General features: G+C 36.2%; 18 protein-coding genes, 1 pseudogene and 1 riboswitch. All 19 genes and pseudogenes read left to right on the forward strand.

Annotation, left to right across the window (positions count from 1 at the left end; genetic code table 11):
* Window positions 1-42: 42 nt before the first annotated feature.
* The 19 genes and pseudogenes from HMPREF1210_RS02765 to HMPREF1210_RS02855 all read left to right on the forward strand — a co-directional run bounded on the left by HMPREF1210_RS02765 (window position 43) and on the right by HMPREF1210_RS02855 (window position 17,597).
* Window positions 43-326 (forward strand): annotated as a pseudogene (locus HMPREF1210_RS02765) (DUF3784 domain-containing protein).
* A 144-nt stretch (window positions 327-470) separates the two neighbouring features.
* Window positions 471-689, forward strand: coding sequence for a hypothetical protein (locus HMPREF1210_RS02770; RefSeq protein ID WP_036659328.1), 219 nt, complete (start codon window positions 471-473; stop codon window positions 687-689).
* 419 nt (window positions 690-1,108) lie between these two features.
* Window positions 1,109-1,474 carry a hypothetical protein gene (locus HMPREF1210_RS02775; RefSeq protein ID WP_016427082.1) on the forward strand — a complete coding sequence of 122 codons (366 nt, stop codon included), beginning with the start codon at window positions 1,109-1,111 and terminating at the stop codon, window positions 1,472-1,474.
* A gap of 137 nt (window positions 1,475-1,611) precedes the next feature.
* Window positions 1,612-2,142, forward strand: a complete 531-nt coding sequence (locus HMPREF1210_RS18305; RefSeq protein WP_231391041.1) for a DUF5412 family protein — start codon at window positions 1,612-1,614, stop codon at window positions 2,140-2,142.
* 123 nt (window positions 2,143-2,265) lie between these two features.
* Entirely contained in the window at window positions 2,266-2,751 is a 486-nt protein-coding gene (locus HMPREF1210_RS02785; protein WP_016427084.1) for a hypothetical protein, read from the forward strand.
* A 156-nt stretch (window positions 2,752-2,907) separates the two neighbouring features.
* Window positions 2,908-3,417, forward strand: coding sequence for a hypothetical protein (locus HMPREF1210_RS02790; RefSeq protein ID WP_016427085.1), 510 nt, complete (start codon window positions 2,908-2,910; stop codon window positions 3,415-3,417).
* A 262-nt stretch (window positions 3,418-3,679) separates the two neighbouring features.
* Window positions 3,680-3,785, forward strand: a riboswitch (SAM riboswitch).
* Window positions 3,786-3,931: 146 nt separating this feature from the next.
* Complete coding sequence (gene metE / locus HMPREF1210_RS02795; protein WP_016427086.1) at window positions 3,932-6,232, forward strand: 5-methyltetrahydropteroyltriglutamate--homocysteine S-methyltransferase; 2,301 nt, start codon at window positions 3,932-3,934, stop codon at window positions 6,230-6,232.
* A 230-nt stretch (window positions 6,233-6,462) separates the two neighbouring features.
* Window positions 6,463-6,624, forward strand: coding sequence for a YezD family protein (locus HMPREF1210_RS17470; RefSeq protein WP_016427087.1), 162 nt, complete (start codon window positions 6,463-6,465; stop codon window positions 6,622-6,624).
* Window positions 6,625-6,862: 238 nt separating this feature from the next.
* Window positions 6,863-7,975 (forward strand): methionine biosynthesis PLP-dependent protein, encoded by a 1,113-nt coding sequence (locus HMPREF1210_RS02800; RefSeq protein WP_016427088.1) that lies wholly within the window; start codon window positions 6,863-6,865, stop codon window positions 7,973-7,975.
* Window positions 7,975-9,168: a cystathionine beta-lyase gene (gene metC, locus HMPREF1210_RS02805; protein ID WP_016427089.1), complete on the forward strand. Its 1,194-nt coding sequence runs from the start codon at window positions 7,975-7,977 to the stop codon at window positions 9,166-9,168. Before HMPREF1210_RS02800 ends, metC begins: the two co-directional genes overlap by 1 nt.
* On the forward strand, window positions 9,165-11,027 hold the full coding sequence (locus HMPREF1210_RS02810; protein WP_016427090.1) for a bifunctional homocysteine S-methyltransferase/methylenetetrahydrofolate reductase: 1,863 nt from the start codon (window positions 9,165-9,167) through the stop codon (window positions 11,025-11,027). The genes metC and HMPREF1210_RS02810 overlap by 4 nt, the downstream gene beginning before the upstream one ends.
* A gap of 1,400 nt (window positions 11,028-12,427) precedes the next feature.
* Window positions 12,428-12,886, forward strand: coding sequence for an SMI1/KNR4 family protein (locus HMPREF1210_RS02820; RefSeq protein ID WP_016427092.1), 459 nt, complete (start codon window positions 12,428-12,430; stop codon window positions 12,884-12,886).
* Window positions 12,887-13,493: 607 nt separating this feature from the next.
* On the forward strand, window positions 13,494-14,459 hold the full coding sequence (locus HMPREF1210_RS02830; protein ID WP_016427093.1) for a YafY family protein: 966 nt from the start codon (window positions 13,494-13,496) through the stop codon (window positions 14,457-14,459).
* A 110-nt stretch (window positions 14,460-14,569) separates the two neighbouring features.
* A complete protein-coding gene (locus HMPREF1210_RS02835; protein ID WP_016427094.1) occupies window positions 14,570-15,196 on the forward strand; it encodes a type 1 glutamine amidotransferase family protein in 627 nt (208 codons plus the stop codon).
* 51 nt (window positions 15,197-15,247) lie between these two features.
* Window positions 15,248-15,772, forward strand: a complete 525-nt coding sequence (locus HMPREF1210_RS02840; protein WP_016427095.1) for a glyoxalase/bleomycin resistance/extradiol dioxygenase family protein — start codon at window positions 15,248-15,250, stop codon at window positions 15,770-15,772.
* Window positions 15,773-16,106: 334 nt separating this feature from the next.
* Window positions 16,107-16,316, forward strand: a complete 210-nt coding sequence (locus HMPREF1210_RS02845; RefSeq protein ID WP_016427096.1) for a hypothetical protein — start codon at window positions 16,107-16,109, stop codon at window positions 16,314-16,316.
* 97 nt (window positions 16,317-16,413) lie between these two features.
* Window positions 16,414-16,554 (forward strand): hypothetical protein, encoded by a 141-nt coding sequence (locus tag HMPREF1210_RS18310; RefSeq protein ID WP_016427097.1) that lies wholly within the window; start codon window positions 16,414-16,416, stop codon window positions 16,552-16,554.
* 260 nt (window positions 16,555-16,814) lie between these two features.
* Window positions 16,815-17,027: a DUF6366 family protein gene (locus tag HMPREF1210_RS02850; RefSeq protein ID WP_016427098.1), complete on the forward strand. Its 213-nt coding sequence runs from the start codon at window positions 16,815-16,817 to the stop codon at window positions 17,025-17,027.
* Window positions 17,028-17,087: 60 nt separating this feature from the next.
* Complete coding sequence (locus HMPREF1210_RS02855; protein ID WP_036659330.1) at window positions 17,088-17,597, forward strand: HXXEE domain-containing protein; 510 nt, start codon at window positions 17,088-17,090, stop codon at window positions 17,595-17,597.
* Window positions 17,598-17,770 lie beyond the last annotated feature (173 nt).

A 17,770-nucleotide genomic window follows, 5' to 3' on the forward strand; every position in this document is an offset into this window, starting at 1 on the left:
TAGCAGGGAGGGTTTATTGTTTTTGGAACAATTTTAATCATCGTGTTATTCGTAATGTTAGGAATTATTCTATCGAATGGTAAAGGCTCATTTTTAATTGCTGGATTTAACACGTTGCCACAAGAAGAAAAAAAAAATATGATACGGTTGCATTCTGTAAGTTTATGGGGAAAATGATGTTCGCTTTATCATTCAGTATGGTATTTTGGGTACTTAGTGAAGCATATGAAAACAATTGGTTATTTGTTTTTGGTCTCATATTATTTATCGGTATTGTCGTGTTTACGCTTATATACGCTAATACAGGGAATCGGTTTAAAAAGTAAATGTTTATCAGTTAATACTTGAATAGTTAATTTGAAAAAATTATTTAAACATTTGTGAAGGATTGTACTTCAATTAACGGGTGCGTTTGTTCATTAAGAGCAACCGCTATTGTGCTAACAACCAGGATTGTGGGGAATAAAACTTTGGAAGAAAAAAACCAATCGAAACTAGAAAAATGGAGAACGAAATATGGTTCATTAGCTGTTGCTTCGGGATGTTTATATTCTTTGATAGTTACTTGGGGAGAAGGCTGGTTTTTTACAGCAATAATGATTTTAGGGGTCTGCATATGTGGTGCTTTTGCATTTTTTGATTTAAAAATAGTACATACAATCGGATTGATTAAAAAGGTACAAGAATAATACCAAGTGTATTATTTGTCGATGTTCCACTCTTAAACTAACGGGCGCTTTACTTCAAGAAGGAGTGAAGCATTTTTTCTTGTTGAACTAACGAGACTGTATAGTTGAGGAAGATAAATTAGCAAAGGGAAGGGGGATGTCTTAATTCATGAATAAATTTGTAAACATCTTTGTGTTTGTAATTTAATTCTATGTTTTTTATACCTTGGCTGAGGAGTACGTAGGTTGGATAACGAGCCCTGATCACAATTTACTGTTACAGCTTATGTATCCACTTAGTATTTTTATAGTTGCAATCATAGCTACTGTGATTTCAATTAAATACATAAAGAGAAATCAAATATGATTATATGCAATAGCTTCTTTAACTAACGAAACAGGTTAGTTGAAGAACAGTTGATTTTAAAAAGGGGTGCCAAGTGAATGAAGTTAAGATTTTTTTCTTAACATTAACAGTATTATCAATTTTACTGATTTGTGGTTGTTCGACTAAACAAGATGAAGTGAATTCCAAAGGCACAGATAGCTATGAAAGAATTAGAAAAGTTGCTTGGGATTTCATCGAAGAAAAAGGTTGGGGTGGCAGTGCTATAGCGGACTGGAAAAGTGCTGATGTGAAAAAAACGATTGCTGATAATAGCTATGAATTACTGGATAAAACTTATGAAGGGAAAGAAGTATTAAGGGTATCCTTTATAGACCAAGAGGACGTTGTAGTTGGTCCACCTTTAATACTTGTTGACCCTGAAACCAATGAAGTAATAGGCTATATGCCGGGTGAATAGAAATGAATGATCTTCAACTAACGGGTGCTTTACTTTAATAAGGAGTAAGACCATTTCTTCTTCAACTAACGCAGCAGTTTAGTTGAAGAAGAAGATTTTTTGGGGAACACCAGAACTTCTAATCGGGAGGTAATTTAGTGGAAATAGTGGAAAGAAAATATAATTTGTGGTCTTTTCTTTTATGCTTGTTAGTAACGGTTCTTTCTTTACAGACTTTATATGCTTCTTATAACCATTCGTGGTCAGTTGCACCACCTGCTTCGGTTTTATTGTTGCTCACGTTTACTACTTGTTTTATGGGTATTTCGGGATTTAGAGACAAAAGCAACAGGGGAGCAAGATGGAGAAGTTGGATGACTGTCTTAATTGCATTTCCCCTTTCAGCAATTTTTCTATTAGGGATAGTAGTGAATACATTTGCAAGAGAACCCATTGCAACAACCCAATCACCCGATTCTAAAACGACAATCAACTTCTACACATTAAATGGTGGTGCAGCTACTTCTATTAGTGTAGTAGGAATAGTAGATGGTCCCCTTTGGTTCAAGAAGAATATCTACTATGATGACAATATGCACAAGGCAGATGTGGCTTGGACAAATAACGGTATTATTACAATAAATAATCACACTTTGAACTTAGATAAAGGGGAAACTTTTTCGGATTAATAATTCTTTTTACTAACGGTTACTTTAGTAAAAATCTTTGGGCTGTTTTGGTAGCCCTTTTTTCTTTTTCAACTAACGGGGCAGTTTAGTTGAAGAAACACTGAAAAGAAAGGGGCTGTAAAAATGAAATATTTATTATATGAATTGCATTTAGCTCAAAATATGGATGGCACGAATGATGAAGAATTGGATAAATTAGATAATCAATGGATGGAAAATGCAAAAAAATACAAAGAGGTATTCAATACATTATCTGATAGATTGCCTCAAGATATTTTTAATCGTTTTAACTCTTGGGGTTTTCACGATTATAGACTTATAAAAATTGAAATTGAACATAAAAGTCTCCTTCACTCAAACATTCACTTCACTGTTTCCAGTGACGATGTTTGGATATTGAGTTTTGACAATGTCTCGTTCTTTCAATTTCAACACTTGAATTATGATAATGATAAACCTATTAATAATCGTGAAATAGATGACTGGTTGTTTGAAGAATTATTACCAATTAACGAATCAACATTATCATTTGAAGTCATTTTGTCATCAGGAGGAAATATACTCTTACACTTCCCAGATAAATCGGTTTCGATGAAAAAGTTAAAATAGCTACTGCATTATTGTTCAACTAACGGGTGCTTAGTTGAAGAACATCGAGATGCTTAAGCGGTCTTTTTCTCATTGAACTAACGGGGCTGGATAGTTGAACAAGAATATTGTCTTATCATAAGGAAATACTACCTTTAAAATTAGGTAGGTGATTAGATGAAAAAAATATCAGTTATATTTTTGCTATTGCTATTAAGTTTAACAACTCTAATATTTGTAATTTGGGAAAGACCACCAAAAGCAAAGGCAATAAATGAAGAAAATGATGAATTATTAGAAGTGATTTCAGTGCCCTGTAGCCTAACATTGGAGTCTGTTGATAAAAGTCTGACGAATACAAAAGGTGTAGCATTAATCTATAAAGTGCAATTAAATCCACCAAGTTTTGCAAGAACTAATATAAGTATTCTCGCTGTTCATCTTCCTGAACCGTCTTCGTATGGAGACTTCGATAGCTATGAAGGTTTTGCGTTTGTTCCAAAAGAAATAAGTTGGCGTTTTAAGCTTTATCCAACCCCAGAGGAGAATGGTCCAAGTTGGGCTGGACGATTTGATTTAATTACAGCAGAAATGAAGAATGTCGAAGTTCAGGTGCGTCTCTCAAATTCCAAAACAGGTAAGTTAGGACCAAGTGTTCTAACAAACAGTATTAATTATTGTAAATAGTTTCTGCTTCAGCAGCAATCATGCTCATTTTATTTCCATCGATTCCACGACGAGCAAATACTATTGGGGCTTCCCTTTAATCTGTTCTTTACATCCGTAGTGTACTTTGTAAAAAGATAAAAACAGGAAAAAACAAATTTCAGGAATTTATTTACTTTATTGAATGTTTGTATTATTATAATAAATAAGTGAAATTCGTTGATTTCAAAACGAGCAAAACTGATACCATTTAAACCATTAATAAAACTAAATAGTTAATTTCTACTTATCAAGAGAGGTGGAGGGAAAGGCCCTTTGAAACCTCGGCAACAGACTCATTATGAGCACTGTGCCAATTCCTTCAAGCGATTATGCTTGGAAGATGAGTTGAGATCTTGTCACATATTTTTAATGATGAGCCTCTTCTTGCTTCCAAGAAGAGGCTTTTTTGTTTTTAGAAATATGGGTTCATTTGCTCTGTTTCAAATAGAAATGGGCATGAAAATATAAAAATAGAAGGAGTGTAAAAAATATTATGAGCAAAGTGAAAAGTTCAAATTTAGGTTATCCAAGAATTGGTGTAAAACGCGAATGGAAAAATTCACTGGAGCAGTTATGGGCAGGGAAACTAGAAAAAGAATCATTCTTAAAACAAATTGAGGAGATTCGACTAAACAATCTGCAGAAACAAAAAGATTTAGGAATTGACTTGATACCAGTTGGAGACTTTAGTTTGTATGATCATGTGCTTGATACAGCCGTTATGTTCGGATTAGTACCGAAACGCTTTGAATACGACGGCGGTAAAGTATCGCTTGAAACGTATTTTGATATAGCACGAGGCAATAAAGGTGCTGTTGCATCTGAAATGACAAAATGGTTTAACACAAACTATCACTATATTGTTCCAGAGCTTAATGAAGCAGTACCTACTCTTGTTGAAAACCGTCCACTTCAATTTTATAAAGAGGCTAAACAGAAACTTAATATCGAAGGAAAGCCTGTAATCTTGGGACCTATCACATTTGTAAAACTGTCAAAGGGTTATAAAGAAAGTGAGTTTACAGCAGTTGTTGAAAAATTTGTACCGCTTTACGCTGACATTTTACGTGAATTACAAAAAGAAGGAGTAGAGTGGGTACAAATCGATGAACCGATTTTATCTACAACGATTTCCAAAGAAGATGTTGCGTTATTTAAGGATATCTATCAAACATTGCATGATGCAGCGCCAAACATAAAGCTGATATTACAAACATATTTTGAAAGCATTGAACATTACGAAGATGTCATCTCACTTCCTGTTAAAGGAATTGGACTTGATTTTGTATATGATAATGGTCAAAATCTTGCTGCTTTGAAAAAGTATGGTTTCCCAAAAGATAAGGTTCTTGCTGCTGGTATTATTGACGGGCGAAACATATGGCGTGCGAATCTTAATGATCATTCTGCAATTCTTGCAGAGATTGCGGATGTCGTTTCAAAAGATCGTCTAATTGTACAATCTTCATCAAGCTTATTGCATGTACCTGTGACAGTTAAAAGTGAAGAAACGCTTGATGACGTCCTAAAAGGAGCATTATCATTTGCTAATGAAAAATTACATGAAATTGTTCTACTGACAAAATGCTTAAACGATGGAAAAGAAGCGATACAAAAAGAAATCAGTGCAAGTACAGAAGCGATTCAAGCGTTACAAAAATCATCATTCCGAAATAACACACAAGTTCAAGAAGACATTCAAAACTTGCATACGTATAAAGCGGAACGAAAAGCAATATTTAAAGTCCGTCAAGAGATACAAAAAGAGGCTTTTCAGTTACCACTGCTTCCAACAACAACAATCGGAAGTTTTCCGCAAACTCAAGAAGTAAGAAAGAACCGATTAAAATGGCGTAAAGGCGAGTTAACGAATACAGAATATGAAACATATATAAAAGCAGAAATTAAAAAGTGGATTGAAATTCAAGAGGAACTTGGTCTAGATGTGTTTGTACATGGGGAATTTGAACGTACAGACATGGTTGAGTATTTTGGTGAAAAATTAGATGGCTTCCAATTCACGAAATTTGGCTGGGTCCAGTCATATGGCTCGCGATGTGTGAAACCACCACTTATTTACGGTGACGTGTCATTTATAGAACCGATAACAGTTAAAGAATCCTTATATGCCCAATCAATAACTGACAAACCTGTAAAAGGAATGCTGACAGGTCCAATTACAATTTTAAACTGGTCGTTTGTACGCGATGATATTTCACGCTATGTTGTTGCCAATCAAATTGCACTTGCGCTTCGAAAAGAAGTTGAAACGCTTGAGGAAAATGGAATTCGTATGATTCAAGTTGATGAGCCGGCAATTCGTGAAGGGCTGCCGTTAAAACGTGAAAAATGGGAAGGGTATCTTGACGCTGCAGTTTATGCGTTTAAACTTGCAACAACGTCAGTACAAAACGATACACAAATTCATACCCATATGTGTTATTCGGACTTTAAAGATATTATCGATGCGATTAAAGCACTCGATGCTGATGTTATTTCGATTGAAACATCAAGAAGTCATGGTGAATTAATTCAATCGTTTGAAGAAAACACGTATGACAAAGGGATCGGTCTTGGTGTATACGACATTCATAGTCCACGTGTACCAAAGCTTGAAGAGCTGAGTAGAAACATTGATCGTGCCCTACAAGTTCTTGATCCAAATCAGTTCTGGATTAATCCTGATTGCGGTTTGAAAACACGAGGTCTTGAAGAAACGGTTGCAGCACTTAAGATAATGGTTGAAGTAGCAAAACAAACGAGAGAAAAGCTGCTCGTGAATATAGGGTCATAAACTTCCAGAGTGGAATATCCGAATAATGAAAGTGAAATAGAAAATCTTGGGACCCTTTCGCACAAGCATAGGCTGTTCCTTCTATATAAGTCCTACCTATAAAGAGTCTTTGAGACCACGGCAACAACTGAATCGAATTGTAACAGTGCCAATTACAGCAGAGCTATTCAAATCTGCTAAATAAGAGGTCAAGTATATTGAGTTAATGTAAGCATATGGGAGTTGAGTGAATGGGAGATTTGGTGAAAGAAGGTAAGGAAAAGGAAAAGGAAAAGTTTGAAGTTATCGCAAAAGCACTTGAAGGTTTGCATTTTGGAGAGCTACAAATTACGTTTCATGAAGGGAAAATTGTTCAAATAAATCGCATAGAAAAGCAACGGTTTTCTGTTTGAAAAAATTAAAATATTAAAGAAGCTCACCGGACAACTGGAGGCCTCTTGTATTCAGTAGGATTGTTTATTGACAATTCTATGGAATCAAGAGGTCTTTTTTATATCCTAGGGTTAAGAAAATAGATTGGAATAAGTTAACGATGTAAGAATCTGCAGTGAGAGTATCACTAACTGATGATCCACAATGGAGAACACCGTTTTAATGTGCATCAACATTTTTATTAGAGGAGTGATTGGGATGTATAAAATCGATACACAACTTGCTCAAATTGGAAACCGCAGTGATACGGTTACAGGGGCTGTGAATCCCCCTGTTTATTTTTCTACGGCCTATCGTCATGAAGGGCTTGGGCAATCGACGGAGTTTGATTATAGTCGTACGGGAAATCCAACACGTCAGCTCCTTGAAAATACAATATCAGATTTGGAATATGGTGATCAAGGCTTCGCCTGTAGTTCTGGAATGGCGGCAATTATGACAGTTTTGTCCCTTTTTCAATCAGGTGATGAATGGTTAGTTAGTGAAGATTTATATGGAGGTACCTATCGTTTATTAGAACAAGGATATAAAAAATGGGGATTGAAGTGTCAATACGTAAACACATGTTGTCCGGAAGCGATCGAATTAAAGATTACCCCTCAAACAAAAGCCATCTTTCTGGAAACGCCTACAAACCCCTTAATGAAGAAAACAGATATTTCCGCTGTTTCGGAAATTGCCAAGAAACACGGAATTATGCTGATTGTCGATAACACTTTCTATACGCCTCTCTTGCAACAACCAATCACACTTGGTGCTGACATTGTAATCCACAGCGCAACCAAATATTTAGGCGGTCATAATGATGTTCTTGCTGGCATTATTGTTGCTAAAGGAAAAAAACTATGTGAGGAACTAGCGCATTACCATAACAGTACGGGAGCTGTGCTTAGTCCATTTGACTCCTGGTTATTGATGCGCGGTATGAAAACTTTATCTCTACGAATGAATCGGCATGAAAAAAATGCTCGGGAAGTTGTCCTTTACCTTTCCAATCTTCAAACTGTAACCGACGTTTTTTATGCAGGAAAAGGTGGAATGATCTCTTTTCGCCTAAAAGAAGAGTCATGGATTAATCCTTTTTTACAAGGTTTATCCCTTATTACATTTGCCGAAAGCCTAGGAGGAACAGAAAGCTTCATCACCTATCCTGCCACTCAAACACATGCTGATATCCCTGAAGAGATTAGAATTCAAGCAGGTGTTTGCAATCGATTATTGCGTTTATCAGTTGGAATTGAAGATGTAGAAGATTTGCTTTCAGACCTTGAGCAAGCTTTTGTCCACATAAGAGAGGAGATGATTATGTAATGGAGAACATAGAATATTCCTTTGAAACAAGGCTTTTACACAATCGTCATAAGATTGATCCGAATACTGGCGCAGTGAGTGTAGCGATCCAACATGCGTCAACTTTTCATCAATTTGATATCGATCATTTTGGAAAATATGATTACAGTCGCAGCTCTAATCCGACAAGGAATGCGCTAGAAGAGGTAATTGCGGAACTAGAAGGTGGAACATATGGATTCGCTTTTTCTTCCGGGATAGCAGCGATTTCAACGGCATTTCTGCTTCTCTCTTCAGGGGATCATGTCGTGATTTCAGATGATGTTTATGGTGGTACCTATCGATTAATCACCGAAGTCCTGTCCCGATACGGAATTGACTATAGCTTTGTCGATATGACGGATCTGATCCAAGTAAAACAAGCCGTTAAGCCAAATACAAAAGTGTTTTATGTTGAAACACCTTCCAATCCTTTATTGAAGGTGACAGACATCAAAGCGGTTAGCAAGTTAGCAAAAGAAAATAATGCCTTAACATTCGTCGATAACACTTTTCTCACTCCAGCCTTGCAAAAACCACTTGAACTTGGGGCTGATGTTGTGCTGCATAGTGCAACCAAATTTCTATCAGGGCATAGCGATGTTGTCGCTGGGTTGGCAGTTGTCAAGGATGAGAAATTAGCGAAAAGACTGGGTTTTTTACAAAATTCGTTTGGGGCTATTCTGGGTGTTCAGGACGCATGGCTCGTGCTAAGAGGGCTCAAGACGCTATATGTCCGTCTCGAACAATCACAAAAATCTGCAATATTACTCGCCGAATTTTTACAAGGCCACCCGCTTATCGATAAGGTTTATTATCCGGGTCTAGAAAGTCATCCGCAACATCAGCTTCAAAAAAACCAGGCAGATGGTCCAGGTGCGGTTTTATCATTTGAACTTGCCAATGAGGATGCACTTCGGTCATTTGTTTCGAATGTGAAATTCCCTGTATTTGCAGTAAGCCTTGGGTCTGTAGAGACGATTTTATCGTATCCGACTAAAATGTCCCATGCGGCGATGCCAAAAGCGGAAAGAGAAAAACGTGGCATCAAAAATAGCCTTCTTCGCTTATCGGTCGGCCTTGAAAATCCGAATGATCTTATTAATGATTTTTCACAAGCCTTTCAGCATGTTCAAGATAGACAGTTTATCTATCATGGAGGAGAGAGCCAATGAGTTTTTTGGAGAAATTAAAAAACCAAATATTAATAGGTGATGGCGCCATGGGAACTCTCCTATACTCGTATGGGACGGATTGCTGCTTTGAGGAACTGAATCTATCCCATCCGGAACAAATTCAAAACGTCCATAAAGCGTATATAGGTGCAGGTGCGGATGTGATTCAGACGAACACGTATGCAGCAAATTATTTAAAGCTGCAAAGGTATGGACTGGAAGATTCGGTAAAAGAAATCAATAGTGCCGCTGTCCATAATGCCAAAATAGCAGCTAAGAACGACGCTTATGTTTTTGGGACGATTGGTGGTAATCGGGGAGTAAAGCCCAATTCTATTTCATTAGAGGACCTAAAACGAAGCTTTCGGGAACAGTTATATTGCCTTTTATTAGAAGGGGTTGATGGGATTCTCCTCGAAACTTTCTATGACCTTCAAGAGCTTGAAGCCGTTCTTACAATCACTCGTAAGGAAACAAATCTGCCAATCATTTCACAACTAGCACTTCAAGAGCCAGGGATTTTGCAAGATCAAACACCTGTCAATGAAGCATTTTTGCGGCTAGAAAATCTTGGTGCTGATGTCATTGGTCTGAATTGTCGCCTCGGACCACATCATACGTTGTTATCACTTGAACAGATTGAGATTCCAGCACATGCTTTTCTTTCTGCCTATCCAAATGCAAGTCTGCCTGCATATACGGATGGGAAATTTCATTATGAAGGTGATGCGGAGTACTTTCGAAAGTCAGCACTGGCATTCCGCAATGAAGGAGTTGGTCTTCTTGGAGGATGTTGCGGCACTACACCTGAACATATAAGAGCCATTGCTTCCGAATTGAAAAATGTGGTTCCAATTACACAAAAGGACGTAAAAATAAGACCACCTAAACAAGTTGTGGAAGTAATTTCAATAAAAAGGGATTTCCCGCCTCTTGAGAAAATTGTAAAGAAGAAACCATCGATTATTGTTGAGTTAGATCCTCCTCGGAAATTAGATACAACAAAATTTTTCATGGGAGCAAAAGCTTTAAAAGAAGTGGGAATCGATGCGATTACACTGGCTGATAACTCGCTTGCCTCTGTTCGTATTTCAAATGAGTCATTGGGTTACCTAGTTAAAACTCAACTGGCGATGCGACCACTCATCCATATAGCTTGCAGGGACCGCAACCTTATCGGTCTGCAATCCCACTTGATGGGCCTACACACTTTAGGGATGAATGATGTACTTGCGATAACGGGCGATCCAGCTAGAGTAGGCGATTTCCCAGGAGCATCTTCTGTTTATGATGTGTCATCCTTTGAGCTAATTCAAATGATAAAACAACTTAATGAAGGTTTATCTTTTTCAGGAAAAGATCTTGGCCAAAAAACTGCTTTTAGCATTGCTGCTGCTTTTAATCCAAATGTCCGTTATCTAGATAAAGCGGTGCAGCGCCTTGAAAAGAAAGTACAGCTTGGCGCCGATTATTTCATCTCACAACCTGTATTTTCAGAGGAAAAATTACTCGAAATTTACGAATCTACCAAACATCTTAATGCGCCTATATATATTGGTTTAATGCCCTTACTAAGCAGTAAAAACGCTGAGTTTCTTCATAATGAAGTACCGGGAATCAAAATCTCGAAAACGATTCGTGACCGCATGGCAAAATTTAATGATAACCCGGTTCAGGCGGTACAAGAAGGAATCGAAATTACGAAGTCTTTAATTGATACAGCATTAGACTTGTTTAATGGGATTTATTTAATTACACCATTTTTACGTTATGAACTAACCGTTGAGTTGGCTCTATATGCCCGTCAGCGTGCAAGCGAAGTGCAGAGGAACAAAATTGCCGTAAGCACCATTCATTGATTCAACTATGCAAACGGTATATCGGGGCAACATTAATTGGAATCTTTCTATTTATTTTGTTATATTTCAGATTATCAGAGCATCCAGGAATGTTTATCAATCTGATTCTTCCATATAGCTTATTTGTGGGGGATTAAGTGGAATTCTTTATTTTACTCCAATTGAAATTATGCGAGCGCTAGTAAGACTAAAGTGGATCATAGGAACTAAAAAAATGTATAAATATATTTGTTCTTATCTCGGTAGTGATCTGGTACTGTAAACAGGCATTATTACATTTTAATACTGGAAAATTGATGTAGTTAGCAATAAACGGCAAACGGCGTGTTCCTTTATTTTAACTATCCAAAAGATTAACCCTTTAGTGTTTTATTAACTAAAGGGTTTTTGTTTTCCACTATTATATATATTCACCAAACACTTCTGGTTTCCATTGATGGATTGCATGACGTTCTTTCGCAAATACTTTCTCTAAATAAATCATCGTTGTTTCTATCTTTTCGTGGCCAAGAGATATCATAATGTCGTAATTAACCTGAATTTTCTTGTTCGAGATAACCGGCTTAATCCTCTGATATACACTGGGTTTTGGCGGTTTTTTATTGTGACATATTGGAATGGTAAGAAGGATTAACGCAAAAAAGCATCCATCCAATGCAGCAGGTTAGAAGAGGGATTGATCTGTTTTCGAACGAGTTACTGGAGAACCAGATTAAACGATTTAGAAACTAGTGAACATATATTAAGCGATAATCAATTGTGAATCATCGCTTTATTACACACAATTGTATAATGACATGTTTATGATCCACCTAGTGTAATGTTCAGAAAAGGACGAGTTTTGTTACATATCCGATTATTTCAATATTTTATATCTAAATAATTTAATGGGTTAATTGGATATTTATGTTAAAATAAATTGGAGAATGTGAAGGCTTTCACTTAAACTAACGGAGCAGGTTAGTTTAACAAGAATGCAAAAATGAATTAATTGTAAAGCGGTTAAATTGGGGAGTGAAACATGAATATAATCCTTTGGCTTGTAAATGCTGTTATGTTATTTGGTGTTTGGTTGTTTGCTTCTGTCTTTCTGTCGACAGGGGATGAATGGTGGTCCTTATACACTTTTAATATGGAGGAAATATCTCCTTTCAATCTAGAAATATCTTGGCTAAATGTCTTTATATTTGGATTCATTTCTTTGGTAATTTCTTTCTTCCTTGTAAAGATAACTTCAGTAAAAAAATAACAACTTAGTTCTTCTTCAACTAACGGGTGCTTTAGTTAAAGATCATGGGTTGTTTAGGCGGCTTTTTTTCTTACTGAACTAAAGGGGCAGTTTAGTTGAACAAGGAATGGTGTTAAAATAATTACAAATTGATTGGTACGGAGGAGAATAAATGTCGATAAATAAAGCACTAGAAATTATAGAAGCTAATCAAGAAGAAGCTGATTTTATAGGTGAAATCGATGAACAGACAATTATTGATGCAGAAAATAAATTAATGGTGAAATTTCCTAAAAGTTATAGGGCGTTTTTAAAGAAATATGGTTTGGGAGATATTTTTGGACAAGAAATTTATGGTCTAGGAACTGATGAAACAGGAATCCCGAATATGATTTGGATTACCAAAGAATTAAGGGAAACAGAAGATTTGCCTAATAATCTAATTTGCTTTTATTTCGCTGATGATGGCGAGTATTTCTGCCTAGATTGTTCAAAAGTGCTGAGTAATAATGATGACAATGCACCTGTTGTTTCATTTATTGGTGGGCTTCCGATAAAGGAACAATCTTTTGAAATGATTGCAGAGAACTTTGGAGATTTTTTATCAGAGTTATTAAATAATTCTCTATAGGATTAACTGCTGAGGACTATATAGCTTAATTCAAAAGTGCTTTGCTTTAACAGGGAAGCAAGGTTTTCCTTCTTCAACTAACGGGTGCTTTAGTTGAAGATCCTCGGGCTGCTTAGGTGGCTCTTTTTTCTTGTTCAACTAAAGGGGCAGGTTAGTACAATAAGTACCGACTTGAAATATTATTTTGCATCTATTGAAGAAAGGGATTTACTACATTTCTTGATTGTGCAAAGAGATGAAATGCTAAGGTTTGATTTTGAACGTAATATAATTGAGTAAGCAGGTAGAAATTTTAGAGACCGTAAATAGTAATGAGACTTTGTAGCAAAGTTGGTAAACCCACCAACATCTCAGTGCTGCCACAAACACTCCGCTCATGTGAAGTGTATAATATTGATGGTACGAAAAGAGATGTGACAGTACCACTCAAGGAAGTTGAAAGATAGGCAGACGAGTCACGTTGAATGCTGCGTGAGGATTGAAAGGCTGAAAGATTGATGAATAAAGGGATGCAGGCGACTCGCAAAGCTAATAATTTAGATCTTTGAGAAGATAAAAAAGATATTTATAAAATATTGAGGTTTAATAAAAGGTGAGGGTTCAAGTTATGCCGAAAAACGATAATATGCTGGCCATTCTATGGATGCTGAATTCGGGCGTAAAAATAACTGCAAAACAGATATCAGAAAAGTTAGAAATAAATATACGAACAGTTTATCGGTATATTGATGCACTATGTGCCAGTGGAGTGCCTATAATATCCGATACAGGTCATAATGGCGGGTATAGCTTGCTGAATCATTTTGTCAGAGCACCTCTGCTATTTGATATTGAAGAAAAAAAGGCACTTCTTCATGCTGCTGTTTTTGCAAAAGAAGCCGGATACCCTTTGACTGAGGCATTAGGCAATGCGACATCAAAATTGAAAATGTATTCGAATCAGGAGCAGGAAAGTATACTTAGCCGTCATTTAGCCGGATTTGAAGTTATAAACCGCATGGGAGACCCTTCTGTTCAGCCGGTATTAGCGGAATTGGAGCAGGCTGTAGCAAACGAATTCTCTGTAGAAATTGATTATCGCACAAGCCATGAAGAACAATCCATGAATAGGGTGATAGACCCCTATGGAATGGTTTACTGGAACAATAAATGGTATACTGTTGCATTTTGCCACCTAAGGAATGAAATGCGCAGCTTTCGGGCAGACCGGATTCTACAAATCAAGCGTACTCAAAAAATATTTAAGCGTTCCGAAGCTTTTTCAGCCCGTGAATTTTTTATGCAAAATCTGTTACCTGATTTAGCGGGCAAGGATGGGTTAATTTCTTTAATTATCGGAGGCAGGTCAGAGGCATTGGATGACTTATGCCTGCATTGGTTTTTGGGGCATCATCTGAAAGAGCGGACATCAAATCAAGCAATCTTTTTACTTGAGGAAAAATCAATTCATACATATGTCCCTTATTTTCTCCTATCATACGGGAAATCCATTCAAGTAATCGAACCACAGAGTTTGAAAGAAAAACTTGTTGCTGTTGTGTCGGAGTTAATGGAATATTATCAAATAAAATAACTTCACTGACAGCAGATGTCAGTGAAGTTATTTTATTATGATGATAATCATTGATTACTGATGGATGGTTGGTATCACTTGATGAATTGTAAAATAAGGAGAACTTGTAAATGAATAATACGGTATATCTTTATGTGTTTGACACAATGGCAGACTGGGAAATAGGTTACTTAACTGCCGAACTGAACTCGGGAAGATATTATAAAAAAGGGTTGGCCCCATCAAAAATAGTTACCGTGGGAATTGAAAAGACTCCTGTAACTACAATGGGGGGATTGAAAATACTGCCTGACATCAAACTGGATGAGTGCAGCATTGAATGCACAGATACATTGATTTTACCCGGTGGAGATACATGGACAGAAACAATTCACCAACCCATCTTAAAAATAGTTGAGAGGTGTTTAAAGGAAGGTATATTGGTTGCAGCGATTTGTGGTGCTACAATGGGGCTTGCCCAGACAGGATTGCTGAATTCACGTTGGCATACAAGTAATGATCTGGAATACCTTAAAATGATCTGTCCCACTTACACGGGCGAAAAGTATTACAAAATGGAGTCTGCTGTAACTGATGGAAAACTGATCACTGCATCCGGAATAGCTCCGTTGGAATTTTCTGTACAAGTCTTGAAAGCTCTGGGTGTGTTTTCTTCAAAAACATTAGATGCCTGGTACAGTCTTAATAAGACTCATGAATCCAAATATTTCTATGAGTTGATGAATTCAATCCAATGAAGGTATAAGCATAAAATTGATATATTATGATCATTTAAAGGAGGAGTAAAAATGACTGAAAGCAAAAAATATATGGCAGTGTCAGGTAAATATACAAAGAATGGAACACCCAACGGCTTTACATCTATTACCCCATTTATAACAGTGAAGAATCCTTCTGAAGCAATAGAGTTCTATAAAATTGTTTTCAATGCAAGGGTAAAGGATATTACTGAATATCCAGATGGAAATGGCAATAAAATAATTGTTCATGCGGAATTAGATTTTGGAAATGGTTTTTTGCAGCTGGGAACAGCGAATCCGGCATATAAATTGGCCTTGCCGCCAGATGAAGACAATGCGTGTTATTCTTTAGGAATTTACGTAATTAATGTTGATCAGGTATTTGAAAACGCGGTAGCAAGAGGAGCAAAAGTAAGGGAACCGGTTGCAAGCTTTGTTTCAGGTGATCGATTCGGAAGTATATTGGATCCTTTTGGAGTAAGATGGTCTATTATGACTAGGATTGAAGATTTGTCAGAAGAAGAAAGTAGTCGGAGGGTTGCTGAATGGGCCAAAAGCTTTAGTGGAGAATAAATGCAATAACCGCTTTATAAAAAGTGTTAAAAGTGACAATTTGCCGAAATGATGTAATAGAAATGCTGGTGCCAAATAGTTGGCGAAAATAGAAACTTCAAAATTTTGAGGGTATCATTCCTATACTCCATCGCTAAACTAAGGAAGATTGTGAAATGTTTCACCTAAACTAACGGGTGCTTTAGTTAAAGATCAATGGGCTGCTTATGCAGCTCTTTTTTTCATGAGCGATAGATATAGATGATATGATTAAATCAAATAATCATGCAGGTAGAGTAAGAGTATTGAACTACCGCGTACAGTTGAAAATACATACATCGATGGAGGATTTATTGTGGAAGCTGAAGTATATATAAAAGATACTCCAATGTTACTTTTGTTTGGACTCATTTTCCTAGTTATATTTGGCATATGGTTAATGAAAAGAGTAAGTTCGTATGATTTTAAAAATGAAAGCACATTTTATTTTTTATGGAACAATTACGATCTAATAGGTGGCATACTTGTCGGATTAGGATTATTAATTGCCGTCATTATTTTTTAGAGAATATCATTGAGGTGACAATTTCGATTACTTATTCAACTAAACGGGGCAGTTTAGTTGAATAAGAAAAAATATTTTCCGAGGGGGCTTGATGATAATGAAAAAGATAAAGAAGAGGCATATGATTAGTGCCTTACTTGTTCTTATTTTTATTTTATCTATGGCGACAAACCCAACAAAACAGGAATACCTTCAGTTTATTGGTTTGGAAGAAATACCGGAAAGTATTCATATTTAAGTTGAAAGAGTCAACTTTTTTATGTTTTCAACCTACACTCCAATTGTAGCTCACGAATCTGGGATTACTCATCTTGGTATATTTGGACACTTCTATCAGATTTCAGATGGTCAGTTTGATTATCCGTGGTGGTTGGAGTTCTTCAACTAACGAGTGCGTTTCTAAATAAGTGGAGACATTTTTTACTAAAGTAGCAGGATAGTAAAAGAAGGTAAACCCAAAGAAATTAGAGAATAAAGTAATCATAGGGGGTGTTTGGTTTGAATAATAGACAAGAAACTCCAAAAGAAAAAAGAGAAAGATTAAGACAAAAAGAACTGATAAAAAGTCCTGGCGGTGCATTGAGAGATGGATTTAGTCGAGGTGAAAATGAAAATTTAACTGATTTAACAGGTGGTATGGGTTGGAAAGGAACAGGAATACTAATTGTTGTTTTAATAGTTGGATATGTTTTATATAAACTGTTTTTTTAAAGATTTTATTTAACCTTCTTTAACTAACGAGTGCTGCTTTAGTTAAGATCATCGGGCTGATTGTCATGGTTATTTCCAATTATGTTTATCCTTCATGATTTTGAAGAAATTATTATGGCTGAAGGGTGGATGAAGAGAAATTCAACTAGGATATATGACATATTGCCGGAAAGAATTGCGGATAGAGTCATTAAACAATTTTCTATGTCAACAGCCCAGTTTGCAGTTGCCGTATTAGTTATATTTCTATTCGTAAGTAGTTCAACCGTTATGGCAAATCAATATGTGATTCAAGGATTACTTGGTAATATTTATACTTTTACCATTATTACATTGGCTTTTTTTCTACACGCTTTTACTCATATAGGTCAATCTATCATTCTTCATTCCGTTACGCCTGGTGCATTTACTTCGTTGATTGTCATCATTCCATACAGTTCAGTTTTATATCGTTCATTATTAGTGAATGAAGTAATTACATGGGAAATTATTTTTCTATGCTTACCTTTTTGTCTCTTAATTATCCCAGTTGCTTTGCTTGCTCATTGGATTGGAAAAAAAGTAGGATAGAAATCTAATATGCTAATTTTACTAACGGGTGCTTTAGTTGAAGATCATTGAGTTGCTTTGCAGCCCTTTTCTTATTGAACTAACGGGGCAGGATAGTTGAACAAGGAATACCTATAGAATTGTTCTTTGAATAATATAAAAAGCTGATTTCTATTGTTTAAAGAAATCAGCTT

Origin of the sequence: Paenisporosarcina sp. HGH0030, from assembly GCF_000411295.1 — a bacterium.
GTDB lineage: Bacteria > Bacillota > Bacilli > Bacillales_A > Planococcaceae > Paenisporosarcina.

Excerpts from the sequence above, each read along its gene's own strand:
- HMPREF1210_RS17470 (WP_016427087.1), top strand. The coding sequence starts at position 6,463 with ATGGGAGATTTGGTGAAAGAAGGTAAGGAAAAGGAAAAGGAAAAGTTT.
- HMPREF1210_RS02810 (WP_016427090.1), top strand. The coding sequence starts at position 9,165 with ATGAGTTTTTTGGAGAAATTAAAAAACCAAATATTAATAGGTGATGGC.
- HMPREF1210_RS02785 (WP_016427084.1), top strand. The coding sequence starts at position 2,266 with ATGAAATATTTATTATATGAATTGCATTTAGCTCAAAATATGGATGGC.
- metE (WP_016427086.1), top strand. The coding sequence starts at position 3,932 with ATGAGCAAAGTGAAAAGTTCAAATTTAGGTTATCCAAGAATTGGTGTA.
- HMPREF1210_RS02800 (WP_016427088.1), top strand. The coding sequence starts at position 6,863 with ATGTATAAAATCGATACACAACTTGCTCAAATTGGAAACCGCAGTGAT.
- HMPREF1210_RS18310 (WP_016427097.1), top strand. The coding sequence starts at position 16,414 with ATGAAAAAGATAAAGAAGAGGCATATGATTAGTGCCTTACTTGTTCTT.
- HMPREF1210_RS02840 (WP_016427095.1), top strand. The coding sequence starts at position 15,248 with ATGACTGAAAGCAAAAAATATATGGCAGTGTCAGGTAAATATACAAAG.
- HMPREF1210_RS02835 (WP_016427094.1), top strand. The coding sequence starts at position 14,570 with ATGAATAATACGGTATATCTTTATGTGTTTGACACAATGGCAGACTGG.
- HMPREF1210_RS02830 (WP_016427093.1), top strand. The coding sequence starts at position 13,494 with ATGCCGAAAAACGATAATATGCTGGCCATTCTATGGATGCTGAATTCG.
- metC (WP_016427089.1), top strand. The coding sequence starts at position 7,975 with ATGGAGAACATAGAATATTCCTTTGAAACAAGGCTTTTACACAATCGT.
- HMPREF1210_RS02790 (WP_016427085.1), top strand. The coding sequence starts at position 2,908 with ATGAAAAAAATATCAGTTATATTTTTGCTATTGCTATTAAGTTTAACA.
- HMPREF1210_RS02820 (WP_016427092.1), top strand. The coding sequence starts at position 12,428 with ATGTCGATAAATAAAGCACTAGAAATTATAGAAGCTAATCAAGAAGAA.